19 protein-coding genes are annotated in these 22,219 nt (G+C 73.6%); 12 read left to right on the top strand and 7 right to left on the bottom strand.

The genetic code is table 11. The features are described from left to right. The first annotated feature begins 9 nt into the window (after positions 1–9). The 3 genes from I6A81_RS29805 (at position 10) to I6A81_RS29815 (ending at position 1,629) form a co-directional block, all read left to right on the top strand. A complete protein-coding gene (locus I6A81_RS29805; RefSeq protein ID WP_202999174.1) occupies positions 10–264 on the top strand; it encodes a YggT family protein in 255 nt (84 codons plus the stop codon). 93 nt (positions 265–357) lie between these two features. Continuing rightward, positions 358–1,287: a DivIVA domain-containing protein gene (locus I6A81_RS29810; RefSeq protein ID WP_202999176.1), complete on the top strand. Its 930-nt coding sequence runs from the start codon at positions 358–360 to the stop codon at positions 1,285–1,287. 162 nt (positions 1,288–1,449) lie between these two features. Further along, positions 1,450–1,629 (top strand): hypothetical protein, encoded by a 180-nt coding sequence (locus tag I6A81_RS29815; RefSeq protein WP_202999178.1) that lies wholly within the window; start codon positions 1,450–1,452, stop codon positions 1,627–1,629. Positions 1,630–1,710: 81 nt separating this feature from the next. Here I6A81_RS29815 and I6A81_RS29820 read toward each other — a convergent pair whose 3' ends face one another. The 4 genes from I6A81_RS29820 to I6A81_RS29835 form a co-directional block, all read right to left on the bottom strand. Further along, positions 1,711–2,706: a hypothetical protein gene (locus I6A81_RS29820; RefSeq protein WP_202999180.1), complete on the bottom strand. Its 996-nt coding sequence runs from the start codon at positions 2,704–2,706 to the stop codon at positions 1,711–1,713. Next, positions 2,703–3,653: an RluA family pseudouridine synthase gene (locus I6A81_RS29825; RefSeq protein ID WP_238428105.1), complete on the bottom strand. Its 951-nt coding sequence runs from the start codon at positions 3,651–3,653 to the stop codon at positions 2,703–2,705. The genes I6A81_RS29820 and I6A81_RS29825 overlap by 4 nt, the downstream gene beginning before the upstream one ends. Next, a complete protein-coding gene (gene lspA, locus I6A81_RS29830; protein WP_307875002.1) occupies positions 3,650–4,489 on the bottom strand; it encodes a signal peptidase II in 840 nt (279 codons plus the stop codon). Before lspA ends, I6A81_RS29825 begins: the two co-directional genes overlap by 4 nt. A 127-nt stretch (positions 4,490–4,616) precedes the next feature. Continuing rightward, positions 4,617–5,798 (bottom strand): SAM-dependent methyltransferase, encoded by a 1,182-nt coding sequence (locus tag I6A81_RS29835; protein WP_202999182.1) that lies wholly within the window; start codon positions 5,796–5,798, stop codon positions 4,617–4,619. Between the two features lie 647 nt (positions 5,799–6,445). On the opposite strand from I6A81_RS29835, the gene ileS reads away from it, so the two are divergent. After that, a complete protein-coding gene (gene ileS, locus I6A81_RS29840; protein ID WP_202999184.1) occupies positions 6,446–9,742 on the top strand; it encodes an isoleucine--tRNA ligase in 3,297 nt (1,098 codons plus the stop codon). Between the two features lie 80 nt (positions 9,743–9,822). Here the strand turns inward: ileS and I6A81_RS29845 are convergent, their stop codons facing one another. Then, positions 9,823–10,701, bottom strand: coding sequence for a PhzF family phenazine biosynthesis protein (locus tag I6A81_RS29845; protein ID WP_202999186.1), 879 nt, complete (start codon positions 10,699–10,701; stop codon positions 9,823–9,825). 583 nt (positions 10,702–11,284) lie between these two features. Here I6A81_RS29845 and I6A81_RS29850 point away from each other — a divergent pair. Genes I6A81_RS29850 through I6A81_RS29865 form a run of 4 tightly spaced genes read left to right on the top strand, consistent with a single transcriptional unit; the run spans position 11,285 to position 14,960 of the window. Beyond that, entirely contained in the window at positions 11,285–11,929 is a 645-nt protein-coding gene (locus I6A81_RS29850; protein WP_202999188.1) for a DUF6308 family protein, read from the top strand. Between the two features lie 43 nt (positions 11,930–11,972). Continuing rightward, positions 11,973–12,968: an ABC transporter ATP-binding protein gene (locus I6A81_RS29855; RefSeq protein WP_202999190.1), complete on the top strand. Its 996-nt coding sequence runs from the start codon at positions 11,973–11,975 to the stop codon at positions 12,966–12,968. A gap of 40 nt (positions 12,969–13,008) precedes the next feature. Further along, positions 13,009–14,001 carry an ABC transporter permease gene (locus I6A81_RS29860; protein WP_407661403.1) on the top strand — a complete coding sequence of 331 codons (993 nt, stop codon included), beginning with the start codon at positions 13,009–13,011 and terminating at the stop codon, positions 13,999–14,001. Next, positions 13,998–14,960 carry a hypothetical protein gene (locus I6A81_RS29865; RefSeq protein WP_202999192.1) on the top strand — a complete coding sequence of 321 codons (963 nt, stop codon included), beginning with the start codon at positions 13,998–14,000 and terminating at the stop codon, positions 14,958–14,960. The genes I6A81_RS29860 and I6A81_RS29865 overlap by 4 nt, the downstream gene beginning before the upstream one ends. Before the next feature lie 22 nt (positions 14,961–14,982). Here I6A81_RS29865 and I6A81_RS29870 read toward each other — a convergent pair whose 3' ends face one another. Further along, positions 14,983–15,864 carry a dioxygenase family protein gene (locus I6A81_RS29870; protein WP_202999193.1) on the bottom strand — a complete coding sequence of 294 codons (882 nt, stop codon included), beginning with the start codon at positions 15,862–15,864 and terminating at the stop codon, positions 14,983–14,985. A 554-nt stretch (positions 15,865–16,418) separates the two neighbouring features. On the opposite strand from I6A81_RS29870, the gene I6A81_RS29875 reads away from it, so the two are divergent. The 4 genes from I6A81_RS29875 to I6A81_RS29890 all read left to right on the top strand — a co-directional run bounded on the left by I6A81_RS29875 (position 16,419) and on the right by I6A81_RS29890 (position 20,537). After that, positions 16,419–17,999: a TerD family protein gene (locus tag I6A81_RS29875; RefSeq protein WP_202999195.1), complete on the top strand. Its 1,581-nt coding sequence runs from the start codon at positions 16,419–16,421 to the stop codon at positions 17,997–17,999. A gap of 115 nt (positions 18,000–18,114) precedes the next feature. Further along, positions 18,115–18,750, top strand: coding sequence for an AIM24 family protein (locus tag I6A81_RS29880; protein ID WP_238428117.1), 636 nt, complete (start codon positions 18,115–18,117; stop codon positions 18,748–18,750). Between the two features lie 64 nt (positions 18,751–18,814). Then, positions 18,815–20,029, top strand: a complete 1,215-nt coding sequence (locus tag I6A81_RS29885) for an AIM24 family protein (RefSeq protein WP_202999199.1) — start codon at positions 18,815–18,817, stop codon at positions 20,027–20,029. A 181-nt stretch (positions 20,030–20,210) separates the two neighbouring features. After that, positions 20,211–20,537 carry a DMT family transporter gene (locus I6A81_RS29890; protein WP_202999202.1) on the top strand — a complete coding sequence of 109 codons (327 nt, stop codon included), beginning with the start codon at positions 20,211–20,213 and terminating at the stop codon, positions 20,535–20,537. 62 nt (positions 20,538–20,599) lie between these two features. Here I6A81_RS29890 and I6A81_RS29895 read toward each other — a convergent pair whose 3' ends face one another. Beyond that, positions 20,600–21,970 carry a M20/M25/M40 family metallo-hydrolase gene (locus I6A81_RS29895; protein ID WP_202999204.1) on the bottom strand — a complete coding sequence of 457 codons (1,371 nt, stop codon included), beginning with the start codon at positions 21,968–21,970 and terminating at the stop codon, positions 20,600–20,602. Between the last annotated feature and the right edge of the window lie 249 nt (positions 21,971–22,219).

Raw genomic sequence — 22,219 nt, forward strand, 5'->3', positions numbered from 1 at the left:
ATCTCTTGGGTGCTGCTTGTGTACCTCCTGCTTCTGTTCGCGCGGATGGTCATCGACATGGTGCAGTCGGTGAGCCGGTCCTTCCGGCCCACCGGCCCGTGGGTGGTGCTCTGCGAGGTCGTGTATACGGCAACTGACCCTCCGTTACGATTGCTTCGGCGGTTCATCCCGCCGCTGCGCGTGGGGCCCGTCGCCTTCGACCTCGGTTTCCTGCTGTTGGTCATCGTGATCTGGGTGTTGCGCGCATACGCCCAGAGGTTGTGACGGGGTCGTGTGCACACCGCCGACACGGGCGCGGGAGACTGCCCGTAGACCGCCCTCTCTTCGGGGAGCGGCGATGCCGCAAGAGGAGGCGACGTGGCGCTGACACCACAGGATGTGCAGAACAAGGTCTTCAGCCCGACGAGGTTCCGGACCGGCTACAACGAGGACGAGGTCGACACGTTCCTCGACGAGGTCGAGGCGGAGCTGACCCGGCTGCTCGACGAGAACGCCGACGTGCGTCGCCAGCTTGACGAGGCCCGCCGCGCCGGTGGGGGAGGCCCAGGCGTCCCCGCCCAGCTGATCGACGAGAACCAGGCGCTGCGCCGGCAGCTCGACGAGGCCCGCCGCGCCGCCGCCCAGGCCCAGGCGGCCGCCCAGCAGGCCCAGGCCCAGGCCCAGGCGGTCGCCGCGCGTGGCCCGTCCACCTCGCCGGTGCCGATTCCCGGTGGTGCGACGCAGGTCATCCCCGCCGTCGGCTCGCGCACCCCGGCGCCGACCGCCTCGGGCAGCCCGGCGATCGACCAGGAGATCGAGCAGCGGGTCGCCCGTACCCTGGTGCTCGCCCAGCGGACCGCCGACGAGGCGCTGCGCGAGGCGCGCGCCGAGTCCGAGCGCGCCCGTCGCGAGGCCCGGCAGGACGCGGACCGCATCCTCGCCGAGGCGCGGGCCCACGTCGCCGAGCAGCTCGGCGGCCTGGAGGAGGACAAGCGTCGGCTCGAGGGCCAGGTCGAGCAGCTGCGCGCCTTCGAGCGCGAGTACCGTACCCGGCTGCGGGCCTACCTGGAGATGCAGCTGCGTGACCTCGACGGCATGCCGACCCAGCCGGCCGTCGGCGCGGGTGGCCCGCAGCGGCCCGGCCTGAACCCCGGTACCCAGGGCGGCCAGCCGCAGCAGGCACCGCAGCCCGCCGCCGTCGGCGTGCCCGCTGGCGCCTACCAGCCCGGCCCGCAGCCGATGGCCGCGCAGAACGGCGGTCGTCCCGACCATGACCCGCGCGCCGGCAACGGCATGCAGGAGTTCTGAGCACCGGCGCGGCAACCAGGAAAGGGTCGGTGTGGCGTTGCCCGCCCGACGACCCACCGACGGCGCCGTCGTCGCCCGAGTCGTCCGTCGTCCCGCGGTCGCGAGCACCCCACCGGTCTGGCCCCCACCGGTGGGTGAAGCGCGCGGCCGGAGAGGTGGACCGTGATCGTTCTGAGCGGCGCGCTGCTGGCCGCCGCCGCCGTGTTGTTGGCCGTCGGCGCGGCCGGGCCGACGGCCTGTGTGTATGCGTCGCTGGCCGCGACGCTGCTCGCGGCCGGCCTCCTGCCGCTCGGCGCCGCCCGGCGGGCCGAGCGCGGGCCGCGCGGCGAGACCGGCGCCTGAGCAGCCCGCGGACCGCTCCGGCCTGGTCGGCGCGGGCCGTGTCAGACGCTGGCGCGTCGACCAGGAGCCAACGGGGATGGCCTAGGGCTGGTCCGGCCTGACGGGGATGAACCTCGCCGCGTGCTCGTAGGTTCCCGGCGGGGCGACGTCGACCACGCGCACCGTGGGGTCATGCCGCAGCTCGACGAGCCTTCCGGCCGGCGCCCGGACGACCGCGGCGAACAGGCAGGCACAGTAGCCGCGCAGCGCGTCCGCCTCGGCGCGCGAGCTCGCCTGGGTGGCGGCGTCCACGGCGCTCACGGCCCGGGCGGCCGCCGCCGTCGCCCGCGCGTCGAACGCGGTCTTCACGTCCTCCGGGTCATGGATCGACGCCTGGTACACCTCGCCGCTCCCCGGCACCGCGAAGAACACCTGCGTGACACGGTACAGGCGCAGCATCGAGTACAGGTCCAGCGGCTCCCGGTACCCGGTCAGGCTCACCACCGCGAGCAGGTCCGCCGTCGGGGCGTCGGCGGCCAGACCGGTCAGCGTGAGGTCGGCCGCGGCGAGGTAGTCCGCGGTCGCGCCGTCCTGGCCAGGGCCGATGGTGACGAGAGGCAGCTCACCGCCAGCGCCCGTCTCCGGCGCGCCGCCGCCCGGGGCCAGGCCGGCTGGGGGGTCGGCGGGCGGGTGGTCGCGGCGAGGGTGCCCGTCGAGCCCGGGCAACATCGCGGCCGTGGCGCTCAGCATGATCATCGCGACCAGGCCGAGGACCGCGATCCGGGCGCCGCGCTCCAGTACCGCCCGGCCGGTCGATGGCGCCCCCGCGGGGTTGGACGCCTCCGACGCCTCGCCGCCGCCGGCGGCGGCCGCGGGGGCCGAAATCAGCCGGGTGCGCAGCGCGAGGCGCAGCAGGTGGGCCGTGACCACCCGGCTCGCGGCCGCGGCGGCGCCGACGACCACCTCCAGCCCTTGGCCCGCCACCGGTACGGCGACGTCGTCGAGCCGGTCGAGCACCGGCCCTGCCCGGCCCGCGGCTCGCCTCACCGCGTCCGCGGCACCCCGCCGCGCGGCGCCGGGAGGCGTCGGCGGGCTCACGACATCGTCCGCAGCCGCTCCAGCGCCTCGGCGAGATCCGGCGGGTCGGGGCTCGTGAACGTCACCGGCCGCCCGTCCGCGGGGTGCTCGAACGAGAGCTGGTAGGCGTGCAGCCACTGCCGGCGCAGGCCGAGCCGTTCGGCGAGCGTGGGGTCGGCGCCGTAGGCCAGGTCGCCCACGCAGGGATGGCGCAGTGCCGCCATGTGTACCCGGATCTGATGGGTCCGACCGGTCTCCAGCCCGATGACGAGCAGGGAGGCCGCCCGGAACGCCTCGTCGAGGTCGTAGTGGGTGACACTCGGCTTGCCGCCGGCGACGACGGCGAACAGCCCGGGTTTGCGCGGGTGCCGGTCGATCGGGGCGTCGACGGTGCCGCGCAGCGGGTCCGGGTGGCCCTGCACCACCGCGCGGTAGCGCTTGTCGACCGAGCGCTCCCGAAACGCCCGCTTGAGTGCGGCATACGCCGACTCGCTCTTCGCGACCACCATGACGCCGGTGGTGCCGACGTCAAGGCGGTGCACGACTCCCTGGCGCTCAGCGGCGCCGGAGGTGGCGATCCGGTAGCCGGCGGCGGCCAGCGCGCCGATCACGGTCGGGCCCGTGTAGCCGGGCGCCGGATGCGCGGCGACCCCGACCGGTTTGTCGACTACGACGATGTCGTCGTCGTCATGCAGGATTGTCAGCCCCGTGACCGGGGTGGGGGCCACGTCGGTGGCCGGGCGCGGCGGCGCGGGCAGCTCGACATCCAGCCAGGCGCCGCCGCGGACCCGGTCCGAGCGGTCGGGAACCCGGCCGTCGACGCTGACCTGGCCCTCGTCGACCAGCGCGGCGGCGGTGGTCCGGGACAGCCCGAACATCCGGGCGAGCGCGGCGTCGAGGCGCAGGCCGTCGAGCCCGTCCGGCACCGGCAGGGAGCGGCGCTCGCCGTGGGTCGTCACGGGTGTCATTCCCGCGCCGCCGGCCCGGCCGAGGTCTCCGACGGCGCTGTCACCTCGGCCTTCTCGGTCAGGCCGGACTTCTCGCCCGCCCCGGCCCTGCCGGGGGAGTCCTGGCTGGTGAGCCGCTGACCGTCGAGGCCGACGCCGAGCGCCGAAAGGATGACGGCGAGGACGGCGGCGACGACGATCGCGGAGTCGGCGACGTTGAAGATCGGCCAGTGGTGCAGGTGGACCCAGTCGACCACGTGACCGCGCAGCGGCCCGGGGGACCGCAGCAGCCGGTCGACCAGGTTCCCGGTGGCCCCGCCGACTATCGCGCCGAGCACGACCGCCCAGCCGCTGGAGGCGAGCTTGCGCGCCGTGCGGACGATCACAGCCACCACGATGCACGCGATGACGGTGAACACGACCGTGGCGCCGCCGCCGATGCTGAACGCGGCGCCGGAGTTACGGATGAGCCGCAGGTCGAGCACCCCGGGGATCAGCGTGACCGGGGCATGGCCGGAGAGCTTCTCCACCACGATGATCTTCGTGATGATGTCGAGCAGAAGCACTCCGAGGCTGGTCGCGAGGAGCAGGTGGACCGGCCGCCGTGACAGCGGCCCACGGGGGGCGGTCCCTCCGCCCCGGTCCTCCCCGTCCTTGCCCGGCCGGGTGACCCCGCCGGCCGCCCCGTCCGTCCGCGTCGCCGCGTCCGGTCCGGTGTGCGGGCCAGTGGCCTTCCCAGCCGCCAGTTCGGGCTCCTTCCCCCACTCCAGGTACGCGCGGGTGGACCGGTCCTCCGGCCCTTCCCCGCGCGCCTGGCGTCCAGGCAGGTCGCCCTCGCTGGTCGGTGCTTCTCCCACGCACCAACTCTACGGGCGCCCGTGCCCGGGCTCGCCGCCGCCCGTGGGGTTGCTCACCGGCACCGCGGGCGCGGCGACCGTCGGTCGCCGGCCGGTCGCCGGGGGCTCGCGGCCGGCGCGGGCCGGGTCAGCCCGGCAGCGCGGCCGTCTCGCTCAGGTCAGGCTGCTCCAGCACCAACCGGTAGGCCTGCAGCTGGCCGGTCACGAACCCCGCGGTCGATCCCCACAGGAAGGCCCGGAACTTCAGGTAGAGCTCCGTTCCCCAGCGTTCGGTGACCTGCTCGCGGGCCGCCTCGAGGCGCAGGGCCCAGGCCCTGCAGGTCAGAAGGTAGTTGCGGGTGTCCTCGATGACGGTCCGCACCCGGAACGGCGACCGCGCGACGCAGGCGAGGTAGTCGTGCAGCACCAGCGGTGTGGACCGGCCGGGGTAGATGTGCCGGCTCATGAAGCTGGACAGGTGGTGCTTGCGGCGCATCGCGACCGCGTCGAGGTAGACCAGGCCGCCGGGACGGACCAGTGCCGCGTACTTGCGCAGCGTCGTCTGGTAGTCGGGCAGGTGCTCGGTGACTCCCATGTTCACCAGCGCGTCGTACTTCTCGCCGTCGCCCTCGTAGGCGAACAGGTGCTGGCGCACGACGGTGGCGTCGTAGCCGCGCTCCTTGGCGAGGTCGTTCATGAACGTCTCGGACGCCCGCGACAGCGTGAGTGATGTCACTCGCGCGCCCTGCTCGGAGCCGTACTGCAGGAACGCCCCCCAGCCGCCGCCGACCTCGAGCACCCGGGCGCCCGGCTTCAGCTCGAGCGAGTCGTAGGCGTAACGCATCTTGTTGGCCATGGCGGTCTCGAGCGGCTCGTTGCCGGTCGTGAAGACCCCGTGGGTGTAGCAACGGAAGTCGCGGTCGAGGAACGTGCGGAAGAAGTCGGCGTCCTCGTCGTAGTGCGCGGCGATCGCCTCGTCGTCCTTCTGGCGCTGGCCGCGTCCGCCGAGTGCCAGCGGCGCGAACCGGCGGATCCAGACGATCGGGTGGAAGTCGGAGAAGACCTTGCGCGAGGCGAAGGCGGTCACCATGTCGCCCTGAATGTCGAGTGCCCCGGCGATGAACGCGTCACCCACCTGGAACAGGTCCATCGAGGACAGCGCCCGGTCCCCGGCGCTGGATCGGCTTTCCAGCCAGAACCGGGGCTCACCGTCCCCGACCTGGAAGGAGTAGCCGTCGGACATGCGGACCCCGAACGGCGTCCGCATCGACTTCTTCTGGCACGCCCGTCGCAGCTTCCCGGTAAAACGGTCCCAGGTCGACGCGCTCATCGTCACCCGTCCTCAGCATCCTCCGGGGGGCCCGGAAATAGCCGACTTTTCGCGAGTATGACCGGAGCGTGCCGCCGATGGGAACACTGGCGTGACCAGCGCGGGAACCCTGGAAGGCCATTCCGCGCGGCTTCCTGCCCGGCTCCAGCAGGACACCGGCCGGTTCCGGTGGGACACCGAGCCAGCGGCGACCGGCCCGATTCGCCACGCACGGTCCGGACCCCGGACGCCTGCTTCGTCCTGGTGCGATCATGCCTCCGTCCCCCCGCGCCCCGACGAAAATCGGTGGCCAGATCCGCTACGCTGAGACACAGCAAGCCAGCGGCAAGGCGTCGACGGGGACGAGTAGCGACGAGTGCGGCCGAAGCGAGCCGGGGGTGGTGTGAGCCCGGTGGCCAGCGCGTCGTGAAGATCACCCCCGAGTCGTCGGGAGAACGCGCCTCAGGCAGCGGAAGGTCTGAGGCGTCAGTAGATCCGGCAGCCCTGGCATGAACGAGCGGCCGTCGCCGGCCGGGAGAGCTGGCGGCGCGCAAGGAGGGTGGTACCGCGGTGCCCCCACCGCCGGGCCGGTCACGGCCTGGGAGCGGTGTGGGTGTCGTCCCTCCGCCGGAACAGCCATGTCCGACGGAGACCGGGACCCAGACGAGATGACCACCCCCAGCACCTCAACCAGCACCGCGACAGCCGCCGGCACCGCGACAGCCGCCGGCACCACGACGGGCGCCGGGCGCCCCGCGGCCTTCGCGCCGCTGCCGGCGAAGGTCGACCTGCCCGCGTTCGAGCGGGAGACGCTCGACCGCTGGCGTGACACCAAGGTCTTCGAGCGCTCGCTGCGGGCGAGCGCCGACGCGCCGCTCTGGGTCTTCTACGAGGGCCCGCCGACCGCCAACGGCAAGCCGGGCGCGCACCACGTCGAGGCGCGGGTCTTCAAGGACGTCTTCCCGCGCTACCGGACGATGAAGGGCTACCACGTGCCTCGCCGGGCGGGCTGGGACTGCCATGGCCTGCCGGTCGAGCTGGCCGTCGAGAAGGAACTCGGCTTCACCAGCAAGAGCGACATCGAGAAGTTCGGGATCGCCGAGTTCAACGCTCGCTGCCGCGAGTCGGTGCTGCGCCACGTCGCCGACTTCTCCGCGATGACCGAGCGGATGGGCTACTGGGTCGACCTCGACGGCGCCTACCGCACGATGGACACCCCGTACATCGAGTCGGTGTGGTGGTCGCTTCAGCAGATCTTCGCCAAGGGCCTGCTCGTCGAGGACTTCCGGGTCACCCCGTACTGCCCGCGCGACGAGACGCCGCTGTCCGACCACGAGGTCTCCCAGGGCTACAAGGACGTCGCCGACCCGTCGGTCTACGTCCGCTTCCCGGTAGTCCCCGGTACCGGTCCGGAAGGCTTTTTCACCCCGGAACGGGACGCCAAACTGCTCGTCTGGACGACCACGCCCTGGACGCTGGTCTCCAACACGGCCGTCGCGGCCCACCCGGACGTCACCTACGTCCTCGCCCGCACGGCCGCCGGCGAGCACCTCGTCGTCGCCGAGCCGCTGCTCGCGGCGGCCCTCGGTGACGCCGCCGAGGACGCCGAGGTCGTCGACCGGCTGACCGGCGCCCAGCTCGCCGGCACCCGCTACCACCGCCCGTTCGAGCTGCTCGACGCCGCCCGCTTCGCCCCGGGCGCCGACGGCGTCACCGGCCGGCTCGCCGCCGGCGCCGCGCCGGCCGCCCCGCACTCGGTCGTGCTCGCCGGCTACGTCACCACCACCGACGGCACCGGCCTGGTCCACCAGTCCCCGGCGTTCGGCGCCGAGGACCTCGCCGTCTGCCGGTCGAACGGCCTGCCGGTCGTCAACCCGGTCGGCCGCGACGGCCGCTTCCTGCCCGAGGTGCCGCTCGTCGGCGGGATGTTCTTCAAGGAGGCCGACGAGCCCCTCTCCGCCGACCTGCGGGCGCGCGGGCTGCTCTGGCGCGGCACCAGCTACGTGCACAGCTACCCGCACTGCTGGCGCTGCCACACGCCGCTGATCTACTACCCGCTGCCCAGCTGGTACATCCGCACCACGGCGGTCCGCGACCGGCTCGTCGAGGAGAACGAGAAGACCGACTGGCACCCTGACCGGATCAAGCACGGCCGCTACGGCGAGTGGCTGCGTAACAACGTCGACTGGGCGCTGTCGCGCAACCGCTACTGGGGCACCCCGCTGCCGGTCTGGCGCTGCGAGAACGACCCGGCGCACCTGACCTGCGTCGGGTCGCTGGCCGAGCTGTCCGCCCTGACCGGCCGGGACCTGGCCGCCCTCGACCCGCACCGGCCGTTCGTCGACGAGGTGACGCTGCCCTGCCGCGCCGAGGGCTGCGGCGGCACCGCGCGCCGCGTGCCCGAGGTGATCGACGTCTGGTACGACAGCGGCGCGATGCCGTTCGCCCAGTGGGGCGCGCCGCACCGCAACCAGGACGAGTTCGAGCAGCACTACCCGGCGCAGTACATCTGCGAGGCGATCGACCAGACCCGCGGCTGGTTCTACACGCTCATGGCCGTCGGGACGCTCGTCTTCGACCAGTCGAGCTACGAGACGGTGCTCTGCCTCGGCCTGCTGCTCGACGCAGAGGGCCGCAAGATGTCCAAGCACCTCGGCAACATCCTCGACCCGTTCGCCCTGTTCGAGCAGCACGGCGCGGACGCGGTGCGCTGGCTGATGCTCGCCGGCGGCTCGCCCTGGTCGGACCGCCGGGTCGGCCACGAGGGGATCGAGGACATCGTCCGCAAGGTCCTGCTGACCTACTGGAACACCGCCTCGTTCTTCGCCCTCTACGCGTCGGCCGCCGGCTGGGACCCCGCGGCCGCGCCCGGCCGGGACCCGCGCGCGCGGCCGGTGCTCGACCGCTGGGCGCTCTCCGAGCTCGCGGCGACGGTGCGCGAGGTCGACGAGGCGCTGGAGAGCTTCGACTCGCTGCGCGCCGGCCGGCGGCTGTCCCGGTTCATCGACGACCTGTCCAACTGGTATGTCCGCCGCTCGCGGCGCCGCTTCTGGGACGGCGACCCGGACGCGCTGGACACGCTGTACCGCTGCCTGGACGGCGTGACGCGGGCGATGGCTCCGCTCGCCCCGTTCCTCACCGACTGGCTGTGGGCGCGGCTGTTCGCCGCGGCCCCCGGCGCGCCGGACTCGGTGCACCTGGCGGGCTGGCCCGAGACGCCAGCAGGGTGGGCCGACGAGACGCTGTCCGAGCAGATGGACCTGGTCCGCCGGATCGTGGAACTGGGCCGCGCCGCCCGGGCCGCGAGCTCCGTACGCACCCGCCAGCCGCTGCCCCGGGCCGTCGTCGGCGGGGCCGCGTTCGAGGCGCTGCCCGCCGAGCTGCGCGCCCAGATCGCCGACGAGCTCAACGTCACCGCGGTCGAGGGCGCGACCGCCGACGTCGTCGACGTCACCGTCAAGCCGAACTTCCGGGCGCTGGGCCGCCGCTTCGGCAAGCGCACGCCGGTCGTCGCCGCCGCCGTCGCCTCGGCCGGGCTCCCGGTCGACGGGACGCTGACGGTGGACGTCGAGGGGGAGCGGATCGAGCTGTCCGGCGACGAGCTGATCGTGACCGAGACCCCGCGCCAGGGCTGGGCGGTCACCTCGGAGTCCGGCCTGTCGGTCGCCCTCGACCTGGAGATCACCCCTGAGCTCGCCCGGGCGGGCCTGGCCCGCGACGTCGTCCGCGTCCTGCAGGACGCCCGCAAGAGCTCCGGCCTGGAGATCACCGACCGCGTCGACGTCTGGTGGACCGCCACCAGGCAGGAGACGGCCACGGCGCTGCGCGAGCACGCCACGACGGTCGCGGGCGAGGTCCTCGCCGTCCGCTTCGTCGAGGGCCCGCTGCCCGCCGGCACCCACCACAGCGCCGACGACCTGGGCCTGACCTTCGCCCTGGGCGTCGCCGAGCCGGCGGCCGGCTAGCCTTACCGCCCTCGCTGATCCCGGGGCCCGTCCGATGGGTCAAGAGCGGGCGGACCTGAGTGAGCCCGGCCGCGGTCCGGCTACAGGTGTCGAAGCACGCGGGCGGAACCGCCGACCGTGGTGGTGACGCCGGCGGGGGTCCGGGTGGCCGTGGCGTGGACGGTGGAGGGGTGGCCGAGGGCGTCGCCCTGGTCGACGGCGACGGCCGGGGCCCGGCCGGTGAGCAGGAGGTGGGCGGCGAGGCAGCCGGCGCTGTTGGCGTTGGCGACGTCCTCGGGGACGCCGATGGCGGGCGCGAACATGCGGCCGGCCGCCGGCGCGGTGGGGGTCGGTGGGACGTAGACGAAGCAGCCGAGCTGCCCGTGGCGGTGGCTCTCGGCGGCCAGCCGCTCCAGGTCCGGCCGCAGGCCCGCGAGGATGGCACGGTCGAGGACGGGGACCAGGACGCGTTCCCGGCCGGGAGAGGCGACGCAGATGTCGTCGTCCGCGCCCAGCGCGCCTGGATCCAGGCCGAGAGCGGCGAGGAAGGCGTCGCGTTCCAAGGCCGTGGCGGCACGATGCGCCACCAGGCCCTGGTCGAACCGAGCCTCGACGACGTCGCCGGCCGAGCCGGTGGTGATCCGGCCGGCGGCCTCGAAGTCCCGCCCGGCCACGCGCAGCAGGCCAGAAAAATCCTTTCCCGGGTCCTGGAGCGCCAGGACGGTGATCGCGGCGACCGTCCCGTGGCCGCAGGCGGGCAGCTCGCCCGTCGCTGTGAAGAACCGGACCGCGTGGTGCCCACCCGGCCGGGGGCGCGGGTCGACGACCGCGACGTGCGAGGTACCCGCCTGCGCGGGAATCCGTGCCAGCTCCGCGTCGCCGAGCCCGTGGCCGTCCAGGACGACCGCCGTGGGGCTGCCGCCACCGCCGCGCCGCAGGCACGCGGCGACCGTGATGACCTTCACCGGGAACCCTTCCATGCCATCAGGTGACCACATCGCCGTCACGGCACGGCCTGCGCGGTGACCTGAGCGCCGGCGTCCGGCCGGCCCGCCGCCGGCGGCGGCGGCCGCGAGAGGACACGGTCCCGTCGGCGGGGCGTGGGCCGCGCGCGGTGGCTGAGTCGATCCTGCTTTCGGACGAGGGCCCAGGGCGTGAGCGGTGACGGTGCGCGGCCGGGCGGTGGTGATTCGGACATCTGGGCCAGGGCCGGGCAGTGTGCTCGCGGGCGCGTAGACCCGGCTTCCTGGCCGGGGAGCGCCGGGAGATGATGGAGGTTCCTCGCATAGCCACAAGGGTTCGCGCCTGGCGTCGAGCGGCCGTGCGCCGGAGCGGCGTGATGCGGGGTCATTGCTGGGCAGTTGAGGTGATCAGTGACGATCGCGACGGATGGTCACAGAGCGCCACTATCGGCCGTACTGTTTGGGGGTACCGGCGCGCGGCCGCGCGCGGGGCCTATGGGTCCGCGTGGCGTCGGAGGCGACGGGTGGGGCTCCCGACGGGTAGACGGCCGGGACCGCGGTGTGCCGGGATGGCACCAGACGTAAGGGATGAGGAGCTTCGGTGAAGCTGGCGATGGGCACCCGGGAGGTCTTCGACGCGGAGAGCCTGCTCGAGGAGTACCTGGGACCGCGCAAGCGCGGCCTGCGCTACGCCTATCCCTACTACGACGGACTGGTCACCAACGACGACCCTGACCTGCTCTGCACCGGGGACCTGCTCGCGCCCTGCCTGCTTGGCGTCAACGTCGACGTCGACCGGCTGCACACCCTGACCGCGCTGCTGCCGCTGCTCCAACGAGCGCTCGACAAGCTGCCCCCGGGGATCGAGCTCATCGAGGCCGACGACGTCACCCTCGACCTGGTGGCCGCGCTGTACGACCCGCTGGACGACCCCGACGTCTCCGACCGCGACGTCAAGGGCTCGCTCATCGCCAAGGTGCTGCACCGCAAGCGTCCCGGGCTCGTCCCGCTGTTCGACTCGAAGGTGCGGATCTTCTACCAGCACGAGAACTGCGTCCCGGCGGCACCGAAGGACGGCCGTTCCTGGCGCCAGTACATGCAGCTGCTGGTGCGGGCCATGCAGTACGACCTGCGCGAGAACGCCGAGGAGTTCCAGCGCCTGGGCACCCTCGTCCCGGACGGCGGCCCTCGGGTCACCCCCCTGCGGATGCTCGACGTCGTGGTCTGGATGAGCAGCGCGGTCTGAGCCCGCGGCCCGCCGTGTCCGCACGAGTGAGCTTTCGGACAGCATGACTGTTCGGAACGGCCCGGACGTACTGGAGAATGGCCGGGTGTGCAGCTTCGCCGTCCGGGGACTGACCCGTCGGCATCGGACCGGGGATCGAGTCGTGGTCGCCAACGACCACATCGACCTTGATGTCCCCCGCGGCGAGGTGTTCGGGATCCTGGGGCCCAACGGGGCGGGGAAGACGACGCTGGTACGGCAGCTGATGGGGCTGCTGCGGCCAGACGAGGGCAGCATCGAGCTGTTCGGGCACGACGTGGTGGCCCGACCCGACCTGCCCGCCCGGCTCGTCGCCTATCTTGGCCAGAGCGACCTCGCGCTGACCGACCTGCCGGTGGCGACGGCGGTGGAGACCACCGGTCGGATGCGCGGCCTGTCGAAGGTGGCGGCCCGGGCCGAACGGGACGCGGTGCTCGCCGAGCTGGAACTCGGTGAGGTCGCCGACCGGCCCCTGGGCCGGATCTCCGGTGGCCAGCGCCGTCTGGCCTGCGTCGCGACCACGCTCGTCGGCGCCCGGCCGGTGCTGGTCCTCGACGAGCCGACGACCGGGCTCGACCCGCGCAGCCGGCGCGCGGTCTGGACGGCGTTGCGGCGTCGGCGCGACGAGGCCGGCGTGACGGTCGTCCTGATCACCCATAACGTGCTGGAGGCGGAGACGGTGCTCGACCGGGTCGCGGTGCTCGAGGCCGGCCGGGTGATCGCCTGCGACACTCCGGGTAGGCTGAAGGCGCTGGTCGACGCGGATGTTCGCCTCGAGCTCGCCTGGCGCGAGGAACCCCCGCCCGACGACCCGACGGTGCGCTGGCTCAGCCAGGGCGCGAGCCGCGCCGGCCGGCGCTGGACGGTGCGCATGCCGGCGGATCAGGCCCGCGAGGCGCTGGCCATGCTCACCACCGGCCCGGCGTTCGCCGCGCTCGACGACTTCAGCCTGGCCACGCCGTCCCTGGAAGACGTCTACCTGTCGCTCGGCGGCACCGCCCGCGACCTGGAGCGCGCATGATCCTGACCCGCCCGTTCACTCGCCCAGGGCAGGTGCATCCGTGACCGTGACCCGCTATGCGGCGCAGGGGCCTCCGGCACTCGGGGTTCCGGCCGGCCCCGGGGTTCCGCCCCAGCCGGCGGAGCCGATCGGGGAGGGCCGGGAACCGGTCCGGCAGGCCGTCGGCGGCCAGCCCGCCGAGCTCTCGGGCCTTGCCGCGCCCGACGGCCGGCCCGGGCTCGGGGCCACCGTCGCCGCGGCGGCGGGGCTGGCGCCGGCGGGCCTGGGGGTGGTCCCCGCGGTGCCGGACCGCACGCCGTTCCCGGCGGCGTTCGCCGCCGTCTACCGTGGCCAGATCGCCCGCGGCAAGGTCGCCCGGATGCCGCTGATGTTCGTCGCCACGCTGCAGTCCGTCGGCATTCTCGCGCTGCTGCGCGGCGTCGTGGACATCGACGACGCCGCGATCTGCGCCCAGGTCGTCGCGGGCTGCACGGTGCTCGTGGTCGCGTTCGTCGCGCTCAACCTCCTCGCCCAGCGGTTCGGCGCGCTGCGCGCCGCCGGCGCGCTCGACTACTACCTGACGCTGCCCGTCCCTGGCTCGGCCGTCGTGCTTGGCACCGCCGCGTCCTACGCGACGTTCGCCGTCCCCGGTGTCGTCGTCACCGCGGTCACCGGCGCGCTGATGTTCGACCTGCCGCTGTCCGGGCTGTGGGTGCTCGCTCCGGTGGCGCTGCTGGCGGGCGCGAGCCTCGCCGGCATCGGCGCCGCCTTCGGCCTGCTCGCGCCGCGTCCCGAGCTCGCCACGATCGCCGGCCAGCTCGGGATGAGCGTCGTGCTCTTCGCCGGGATCATCCCGGCGGACCGGCTGCCCGGCATCGGCTGGCTGGCGCGCGACCTGCTGCCCAGCAGCTACGCCGTCGACGCCCTCAGCGCGACGTTCCTGCCGGCGGCCCGCTGGGCGACCGTCGCCCTCGACCTGGGGGTGTGCGCGCTGGTCGCCCTCGTCACGCTGGCCGCCGCGGCGGCGGCGCTGCGCCGGGCGGGCACGGCGTGACCGGCGCGCTCGGCCCGACCGTCCCCGGCGGCCAGGACGGCGACGGCGACGGCGACCAGGACGAGCTCGACGACCCGGGCGGGCCCGGCGGCGACGGGTTCGGCGGCCACGCCGGGCCTGGCGGCACGGCGACGGACGCGCGCGGGCATCGTGCTCACCGGCGGCTCCCCGTGTTCCTCGGCCACCTCGACCCTGGCCTGCGGGCCGGATTGGTCTGCCTGCTGGGGCTGACGCTCGCGGGGCCCCTGCTGGGCCTGCTGTGGGCGGCCGTCTCACCCCGCCTCGACCTGACCGCCGCCATCAGCGGCAGCGAGACGGCCTTCGCCGCGCAGGGCGACATCGACGCGACCTTCGGGTTCATCTGCCTCGGGGCGGGCGTCGTCGCCGGGCTGCTGGCCCGCTGGCGCGCGGCGGACGCCGGCTGGCCGGTGCCGGTAGCGCTCGGCCTCGGCGGCGGCGCCGGCTCGCTGATCGCGGGAGCGGTCGGGCACGCGATCCGCTCGCCGGACGTGCTGGACAAGCTGCCAGACGGCGCGAACGACTACGTCATCGATCTGGTCGACATGAAGGTCCGCGCCCCTGGGCTGTATCTGGTGCTTCCGGTCGTCGCGCTGCTGGTGCTCGCGCTGACGCTGTGGCTGCCGGCGCCGTGGCCGCCGCGCCGCCGCGCGAGCCGGACACCGCCCGAGGAGCAGGAACCGGACGCGGTGTTCGCCACCGCGTCGGCCTTCCGACCGGTCGCCCACCTGCCGATGTCGACAGCGTTGGACGACCCGGCCGTGACCGTCAACCCGAGCGGGCCCCCCGTCGCCGGCGCGACGCCGAACGGGGCGAGCCCTCACGGGTCCACCAACGCCTCCGCGAACGGGAGCGGCTCCGACGGCGCCGGCCCGGACGACCCGGCTTCGAGCGGCGCCCCCGGCCCTCCCGGCGAGCACGGCCGGCGGATGCCAGGCTGACCGCGCCCCGACCGGGGTTCCTCTAGGAGACCTGGAACGAGCGGCGGGACAGGCCCCACATGGTGCCGACGATCGTGGTCGTGACCGGCTGGCCCGGGTCGGTGGCCGCGCCGAGGGTGACGAACAGCGGGACGAAGTGCTCGACCGTCGGGTGCGCGTACGGCATCCCCGGCGCCTTCGCCTGGTAGGCGGCGAGCTCGTCGACGTCGCCGTGGTCGAGCGCGTCGGCCGCCCAGGCGTCGAAGTCGCGCGACCAGCCGGGCACCCTGCCGGTCAGCATCGCCTCGCGCAGGAACGGCAGCCCATGCGTCATGAAGCCCGAGCCGATCACCAGCACGCCCTCGTCGCGCAGGGGCCGCAGCCGCTTCCCCAGCTCCAGCAGCGAGCCCGGGTCGCTGCTCGGCAGGCTCAGCTGCAGCACGGGCACGTCCGCCAGCGGGTACATCACCTTCAACGGCACCCAGGCCCCGTGGTCCAGGCCGCGGCGCCGGTCCTCGTGCACCGCGGGGCTCCCGGCGGCGGCGAGGGTCGCCCTGACCCGACCGGCCAGCCGGCCGGCGTCGGGTGTCGGGTACTTCAGCTCGTAGTAGCGGCGGTCGAAGCCGCCGAAGTCGTAGACCAGCGGCGTGCGCGCCATGGACGCGGACAGGCGCGCCGGCGCCTGCTCCCAGTGCGCGCTGACGATCAGGATCGCTCGTGGCTTGGGCAGCGCCGTGGCCCAGGCCAGCAGCTCGTCCATCCAGGGCCCGTCGTCGAACAGGGGCGGCGCGCCGTGGCTGACGAACAGGGCCGGCAGCGCGCCGTCGGCGGGCGTCCAGGCGCGGTGGGATCTGCTGGTCGCGACCGCCCCACCGATGAAGGCGTCGAACGCCCCGGCCGGCACGTCGGGGAAGCGGGAACTCATGACGTCGGTCGTCCTCCTGTTCGAGCTGCCCGGACGGGGCAGGCCAGAGGCCAGCCGCGCGGGTCGGGCCACCTCACGCGGGCGCAATGGTCGTGAGCGCCATGGTGAGCCCCCGCGCGTCGGTGGGTTTGGTGCTGCCAGCACACAGGTGCCGGGCGCGGCGTCTCTGGCCCGCCCTGGTCGAGGCGCTCCGCGTGATCGTTACTTGGTGTGACACAGCCGGACCATTCGCGTCGGTCAGGCCGTTTCGGCCGGTCGCCGACGGGTCGCGCGGCGCGGCGGCGGCGCACGAGGCGCTCGCCGGCCGCGCTCACGGCCGGTGCTCGCGGGCCGCTGTCCCGCGAAAGACAGCGCGCGGGCGCCGGCTGATGCGGTGGCCGCGCCGCCAGGCTGTTAGGTTCCGGTCAGTCCGGCGCACATCGGGTGTCGGCCGAGGGTGCGACCATAAGGGCGGTCGCGGCCGCGGCCTGGCCACCGGGGCGGCCGCGGCGCGGGCGGAGGCCCGGGCCGGGCGCCGGACCAGGCCGGATCACAGGGCGGGCGGGAGGTACAGCGTGGTCACGCAGTTCGATCGGGGACAGAAGAGCCAACTGTCCGCGATCACGCAGGGTACCGATCTCTACATCGGTATCCAGATCAACGCCCCGGGCACCAGCTGGGACATCTCCTGCTTCGGGCTCGACGCGGCCGACCGGCTCTCCGACGACCGGTACTTCGTGTTCTTCAACCAGCCCAAGTCGCCGGAGGGCTCGATCCAGCAGCTCGGCGCGCAGTCGGGCGACACCGAGTCGTTCCGGCTCACCCTCGACGCGGTGCCCGCCTCGATCCACAAGCTGTCGTTCTGCGCGGCGCTGGACGGCACCGGGAACGCGAGCTCCATCGCCTCCGGCTACTTCCGGATCGTCGTCGGCGGCCAGGAGGTGATGCGGTACTCCTTCTCCGGGGCCGACTTCACCGCCGAGCGCGCCGTCATAATCGGCGACGTCTACCGCAAGGGCGTGTGGCGGGTCGCGGCGAACGGGCAGGGTTTCGCCGGCGGGCTCGCCGAGCTGATCCGTTCCTTCGGCGGCGAGGTCGCCGACGAGGCTCCGCCGGCCCCGCCGCCGGCCGCTCCCGGCTTCGCGCCGCCGCCGCCGGCCCCGGCGCCGGCCCCGGGCTTCGCGCCTCCGCCGCCGTCGCCCTCCCAGGCCAAGCCGCCGATGCCGCCGGCCGTTCCGCCGGCCCCGCCCGTGCCGCAGGCTCCGCCGGCGCCTGCCTACGGCCAGCCGGCGGCGCCCGGCTACGGGCAGCCGGCTCCCGGACACGCACCCGGCGGTCCCGGCTTCGCCCAGCCGCCCGCGCCGCACCAGCCCCCGGCGCCGCACCAGCCTCCGGCGGGCCCCGGTTACGGGCAGCCGGCGGCCGCGCCGGCCGCGGCCGGGTACCCGGCGCCCTACCCGATGGCCGAGCCGCTGCCGTCCCAGGTGCAGCCGGTGCCGCCGGGCGCGATGAACAGCCTCAGCCCGTACCGGGAGGCGCAGGCGACCGGCCGCTGGAGCGCCCAGAACGGCAAGATGGTCAAGGTCACGCTCGGTCCAGAGGCGCTCGCGCTGCGTGGTTCGATGGTCGCCTATCAGGGCAACGTCGACTTCGACTACAAGAGCGGCGGGATCCGCGGCCTGATCGAGGAGAAGCTCACCGGCCAGGGCCTCAAGCTGATGACCTGCCGGGGCCAGGGCGAGGTTTTCCTCGCTCAGGACGCCGCGGACCTGCACATCGTCGAGCTGGCCCAGGGCCAGTCGCTGTGCGTCAACACCAAGAACGTGCTGGCGATGGACGCGACGATCCGCAGCGAGGTGAAGCGGATCGAGAGCCCCGGCATCCCCGGCGGCGGGTTCTTCCACTTCGAGCTGGCCGGCCCCGGCGCGATCGTCGTGATGACCAAGGGCACACCGATGACGCTGGGCGTGCAGGGCCCGACGTTCGCCGACATGAACGCCCTCGTTGCCTGGACCACCGGCATGCGGGTGAGCGTGAACACCCAGGTCCGGGTGTCCCGACAGATCTACCACGGGGCTACCAACGCCGAGACGTTCGCGCTGCAGTTCATGGGCTTCGCCGGTCACTTCGTCGTCGTCCAGCCGTACGAGGTGTAGGGCCCATGCGACCAGGGCGGCAGACCCAGACCAGGCAGATCCAGATGAGGCAGACGAGGCAGGGGAGCGGGCCGTGTTCGGAACGCTGACGCAGAACTATGGCCCGACCCCGATCATGGACCGGATGAGCAAGCACGGATCCAAGATCGCAAAGGTGGTCATGCAGCCTGGCATGGACCTGTTCTGCCGGGTCGGTTCGATGATCGCCTACGAGGGTCTGATCGACTTCAACGCGCAGCCGCCGCAGCTCGGCCGGATGGCGGCCTCGTGGGCCACCGGCGAGGGCGTGCCGCTGATGACCGCCACCGGGCAGGGCCTGCTCTACCTTGCCGACTACGGCAAGGAGGTCATCGTCCTGCAGATGTCCAACGAGGCGCTGTCGGTCAACGGGAAGAACATCCTCGCGTTCGATGCCCATCTTCAGTGGAACATCGAGAAGGTGCGCGGCGTCAGCATGCTGTCCGGCATGGGCATGTTCAACGTGGTGCTCCGCGGCAGCGGCTGGGTGGCGCTGACCTCCAAGGGCAACCCGGTCATGCTCGACACCCGCGAGGCGCCGACCTTCGTCGACACCGACGCCCTCGTCGCGTTCACCGAGGGCCTGCGGGTCGAACCCCGGCGCACCGCCCGGCTCGGCGGCCTGATCGGCCGCGGCTCCGGCGAGGCGTTCCAGCTGGGCTTCTCCGGTCAGGGCTTCGTCGTCGTGCAGCCCAGCGAGGACGAGCGCCCGACCTTCTCGGTGCGAGGCTGATCCGGATGACCACCCTCGCGCCCCCGCCCGCCGACCTGATCGTGGCTGGAAGGACGACGTCGTCATGAGCTACCCGCCGCAGCCCGGTCAGGGCTACCCGCCTCAGCAGCCTGGTCAGGGCTACCCGCCCCAGCCTGGTCAGGGCTATCCGCCTCAGCAGCCCGGTCAGGGCTATCCGCCCCAGCAGCCTGGCTACCCGCAGCCCGGGGCTCCGGGCGGCTACCCGCCCCAGCCGGGGGGCCCCGGCTACCCGCCCCAGCCGGGAGGCCACGGCCCGATGCCCGGCGCTCCGGGCGGCTACCCGCCGGGCGGGATGCCTCCCGGCGCCCCCGGCATGCCGCCGGGCGCCCCGGGGATGCCAGGCGGCATGCCTGGTGCTCCGGGCGCCCCCGGGGGGATTCGCAGCTCGCTGCTGAACAACCCCGAGGTGACCTCGAACGAGCGGTTCGCGTTGCAGAACGGCAAGATGCTCAAGGCGACGCTCGGCGCACAGGGCATGCGGGAGTTCTACGCCCGCGCGGGCTCGATGGTCGCCTACCAGGGCGGAGCGACCTTCGACTCCCACTGGGAGGGCTGGGCAAGCCACCTGCGCCGCCACTTCACCGGCGGCGAGGGCCTGAACCTGATGAAGGTCGCCGGCCAGGGCGCCGTCTACCTCGCCTACCAGGCCCAGGACATCCACATCCTGGACATCTCCAGCGACCCGTTGACGATCGACGGGCGCAACGTGCTCGCCTTCGACCGCGACCTGCAGTGGGATGTCGTGCGCATCGACACCCAGGTGGGCATCGCCGGCGTCGGCAACTACCAGATCGAGCTGCGCGGTCAGGGCAAGGTCTGCATGTGCACGACCGGCGCGCCGCTGGTCATGCACGTGACCCCGATGAACTACTACTTCGCGGACGCGGACGCGGTCGTCGGCTGGTCGTCGAGCCTGCAGGTCTCGATGCAGGCGGCGGTGACGTCGTCGTCGGCGTGGCGGCCGCGTGGCAACACCGGCGAGAGCTGGCAGATGCAGTTCTCCGGCGACGGCTACGTCGTCATCCAACCGAACGAGCTGATGCCCCCGTACAACGCCCTCGCCGGCACCGACATGGCCGGCCGTTTCGGCCTCGGCCAGCAGGGCTTCGGCGGCAACCAGCTCGGCGGCCACGGCCAGGGGGGCCACGGCCAGGGCGGCATGGGCGGCCTGTTCGGTGGTGGCGGCCACGGGCAAGGCGGTATGGGCGGGCTGTTCGGCGGGGGTGGTGGCCACGGCCGTGGTGGCCTGTTCGGTTAGGACCCGCCAGAGCTGACGTCGCCGGCCTGGGCCGTTCATCGCCCGGGCGACGAACCGGACGCTGTCCAGCGACGACCCGGCGCCATCGGCGCCGGGCCGTCCGTCTCCGGACATCGGGGTTCGGTGTGGCGTGGACAGCCGACATAGGTGGATCAGACCGGCGGCCCGATACGGTCGGCGCATGGTCGCCGCCCTGTATCTCACTCTGGCCATCGGGCTGGAGATCGTCGCCACGTCCGCGCTGCGCCAGTCGGACGGTTTCACGAGGCTCTGGCCGACGGTGCTGGTCGCGACCTGCTATCCCGTGTCGTTCTACCTGCTGTCGCTCGCTCTGCGCACGATCTCGCTCGCGGTCGCGTACGCGATCTGGTCCGGCGCGGGCACCGCTGTCATCGCCGCCATCGGGGTGATCGCATACCAGGAGCACATGAACGCCCTCAAGGCCGCCTGCCTGGCCCTCATCGTCCTAGGCGTTGTCGGTCTCCAGTTCAGCGGCACCCACCGCTGATCCGCCGGGCTCCGCGAACGGCCCGCGGTGGGGTGACGGCTCGCCAGGCTGACGCCCTCGGCTCAGCAGTCGCGCAGGAGCCGGTCGAGGACGCGGGCGCCGAACTCGAGGGCGTCGACCGGCACCCGCTCGTCCACGCCGTGGAACAGGGCGGTGAAGTCCAGGTCCGGCGGGAGCCGCAGCGGGGCGAAGCCGAAGTGGCGGATGCCGAGCCGGGCGAAGGACTTCGCGTCGGTACCGGCGGAGAGCATGTACGGCAGCAGCCGGGCGCCCGGGTCCTCACCGGCGATCGCCCGGGCCATCGCGTCGACCAGCGCCCCGTCGAAGCTCGTGCTCACGCCGGGCAGCGTGTCCCACACGGCCTCGACGTCCGGGCCGAGGACCGTGACCAGCTCGCGGGCCATCGCCGCCTCCCGGCCCGGCAGGAACCGGGCGTCGACGGTCGCCTCCGCCACCGAGGGCACCACGTTCGACCGGTAGCCGGCGTTGAACAGGGTGACGTTGGCGGTGTCCCGCAGCGCCGCGCCGATCAGTCGGGAGAGGTTCCCGAGCCGGTCGACCGCGGCCCGCGGATCGTTCTCGTCGAAGGGGACGCCGGTGAGGTCCGCCACGCCCTCGAGGAACTCCCGGACGGGATCCGTGAGGATCAGCGGGAAGCGGTGCGCGTCCAGCCGGGCCACGGCGGCCGCCAGCTTCACGATCGCGTTGTCGTCATGCAGCATCGCGCCGTGCCCGGCTGTGCCGCGGGCGGTCAGCCGCAGCCACATCGAGCCCTTCTCCGCGGTCTCGACCAGATAGGCCCGGACGGGGTCGGCGGACGTGCCGGCGCCGGTCCGGCGGCCGGGGAGGGCGACCGAGAACCCGCCGACCTCGCTGATCGCCTCGGTCACCCCCTCGAACAGGTCCGGGCGATGCTCCACCAGCCAGCGCGCCCCGAGGATCCCGCCGGCCTCCTCGTCGGCGAGGAACGCGAAGACCAGGTCCCGGGGCGGGACGACCCCCTCGCGGCGCAACCGGCGGGCGACGGCCAGCGTCATCGCGACCATGCCCTTCATGTCGACGGCGCCGCGTCCCCAGACGTACCCGTCGGCCACCTCACCGGAGAACGGATGGACCGTCCACTCGCTCGCGTCGGCCGGGACCACGTCCAGATGGCCGTGCACCAGCAGCGCGCCGCGGGACGGGTCCGCGCCCGGCAGCCGGGCGATCACGTTGCCCCGGCCCCGGCCTCCTGACTCCAGAAAGGTCGGCTCGTAACCGGCCTCGGCCAGCTTCGCGGCGACGTACTCCGCCGCCGCTCGTTCGGTTCCCGGCACGTCTGGATCGCCGAGGTTGGTGGTGTCGATGGCGATCAGCTCGCTGGCCAGCGCCACCACCTCGGCGGCCGGGTCGGCGCCGGTCCCGCTCCACGGGACGCGGCCGCCTTCGGTCACGGTGCCCAACTCCCTCGATCGCGGCCCAGAGAGCCGGACTCGCGCTGTATCACCTCAACCGGCCGCGGGCCGCCGCGGGAAAGCCCATCATTGCCGTCGAGATTGTCGAGTATATGCGCGAGGCCGCCCGCGGCGTGAACCGGTAGCGGATTCGGAAGGGCGGTCCTCCGGTGTCGGCGAATCTCGTGCGCCCCGGTCCGCGCAGCGCGAAGGCGGTGGCACCCGTGGATGCCACCGCCTCGAACGTGT

This window comes from Frankia nepalensis (genome assembly GCF_016786325.1).
GTDB lineage: Bacteria > Actinomycetota > Actinomycetes > Frankiales > Frankiaceae > Pseudofrankia > Pseudofrankia nepalensis.

Coding starts and splice junctions, on each gene's coding strand:
- I6A81_RS29825 (WP_238428105.1), bottom strand. CDS start 3,653: ATGACACCCGTGACGACCCACGGCGAGCGCCGCTCCCTGCCGGTGCCG.
- I6A81_RS29835 (WP_202999182.1), bottom strand. CDS start 5,798: ATGAGCGCGTCGACCTGGGACCGTTTTACCGGGAAGCTGCGACGGGCG.
- ileS (WP_202999184.1), top strand. CDS start 6,446: ATGACCACCCCCAGCACCTCAACCAGCACCGCGACAGCCGCCGGCACC.
- I6A81_RS29845 (WP_202999186.1), bottom strand. CDS start 10,701: ATGGAAGGGTTCCCGGTGAAGGTCATCACGGTCGCCGCGTGCCTGCGG.
- I6A81_RS29855 (WP_202999190.1), top strand. CDS start 11,973: ATGACTGTTCGGAACGGCCCGGACGTACTGGAGAATGGCCGGGTGTGC.
- I6A81_RS29870 (WP_202999193.1), bottom strand. CDS start 15,864: ATGAGTTCCCGCTTCCCCGACGTGCCGGCCGGGGCGTTCGACGCCTTC.
- I6A81_RS29880 (WP_238428117.1), top strand. CDS start 18,115: ATGGACCGGATGAGCAAGCACGGATCCAAGATCGCAAAGGTGGTCATG.
- I6A81_RS29885 (WP_202999199.1), top strand. CDS start 18,815: ATGAGCTACCCGCCGCAGCCCGGTCAGGGCTACCCGCCTCAGCAGCCT.
- I6A81_RS29890 (WP_202999202.1), top strand. CDS start 20,211: ATGGTCGCCGCCCTGTATCTCACTCTGGCCATCGGGCTGGAGATCGTC.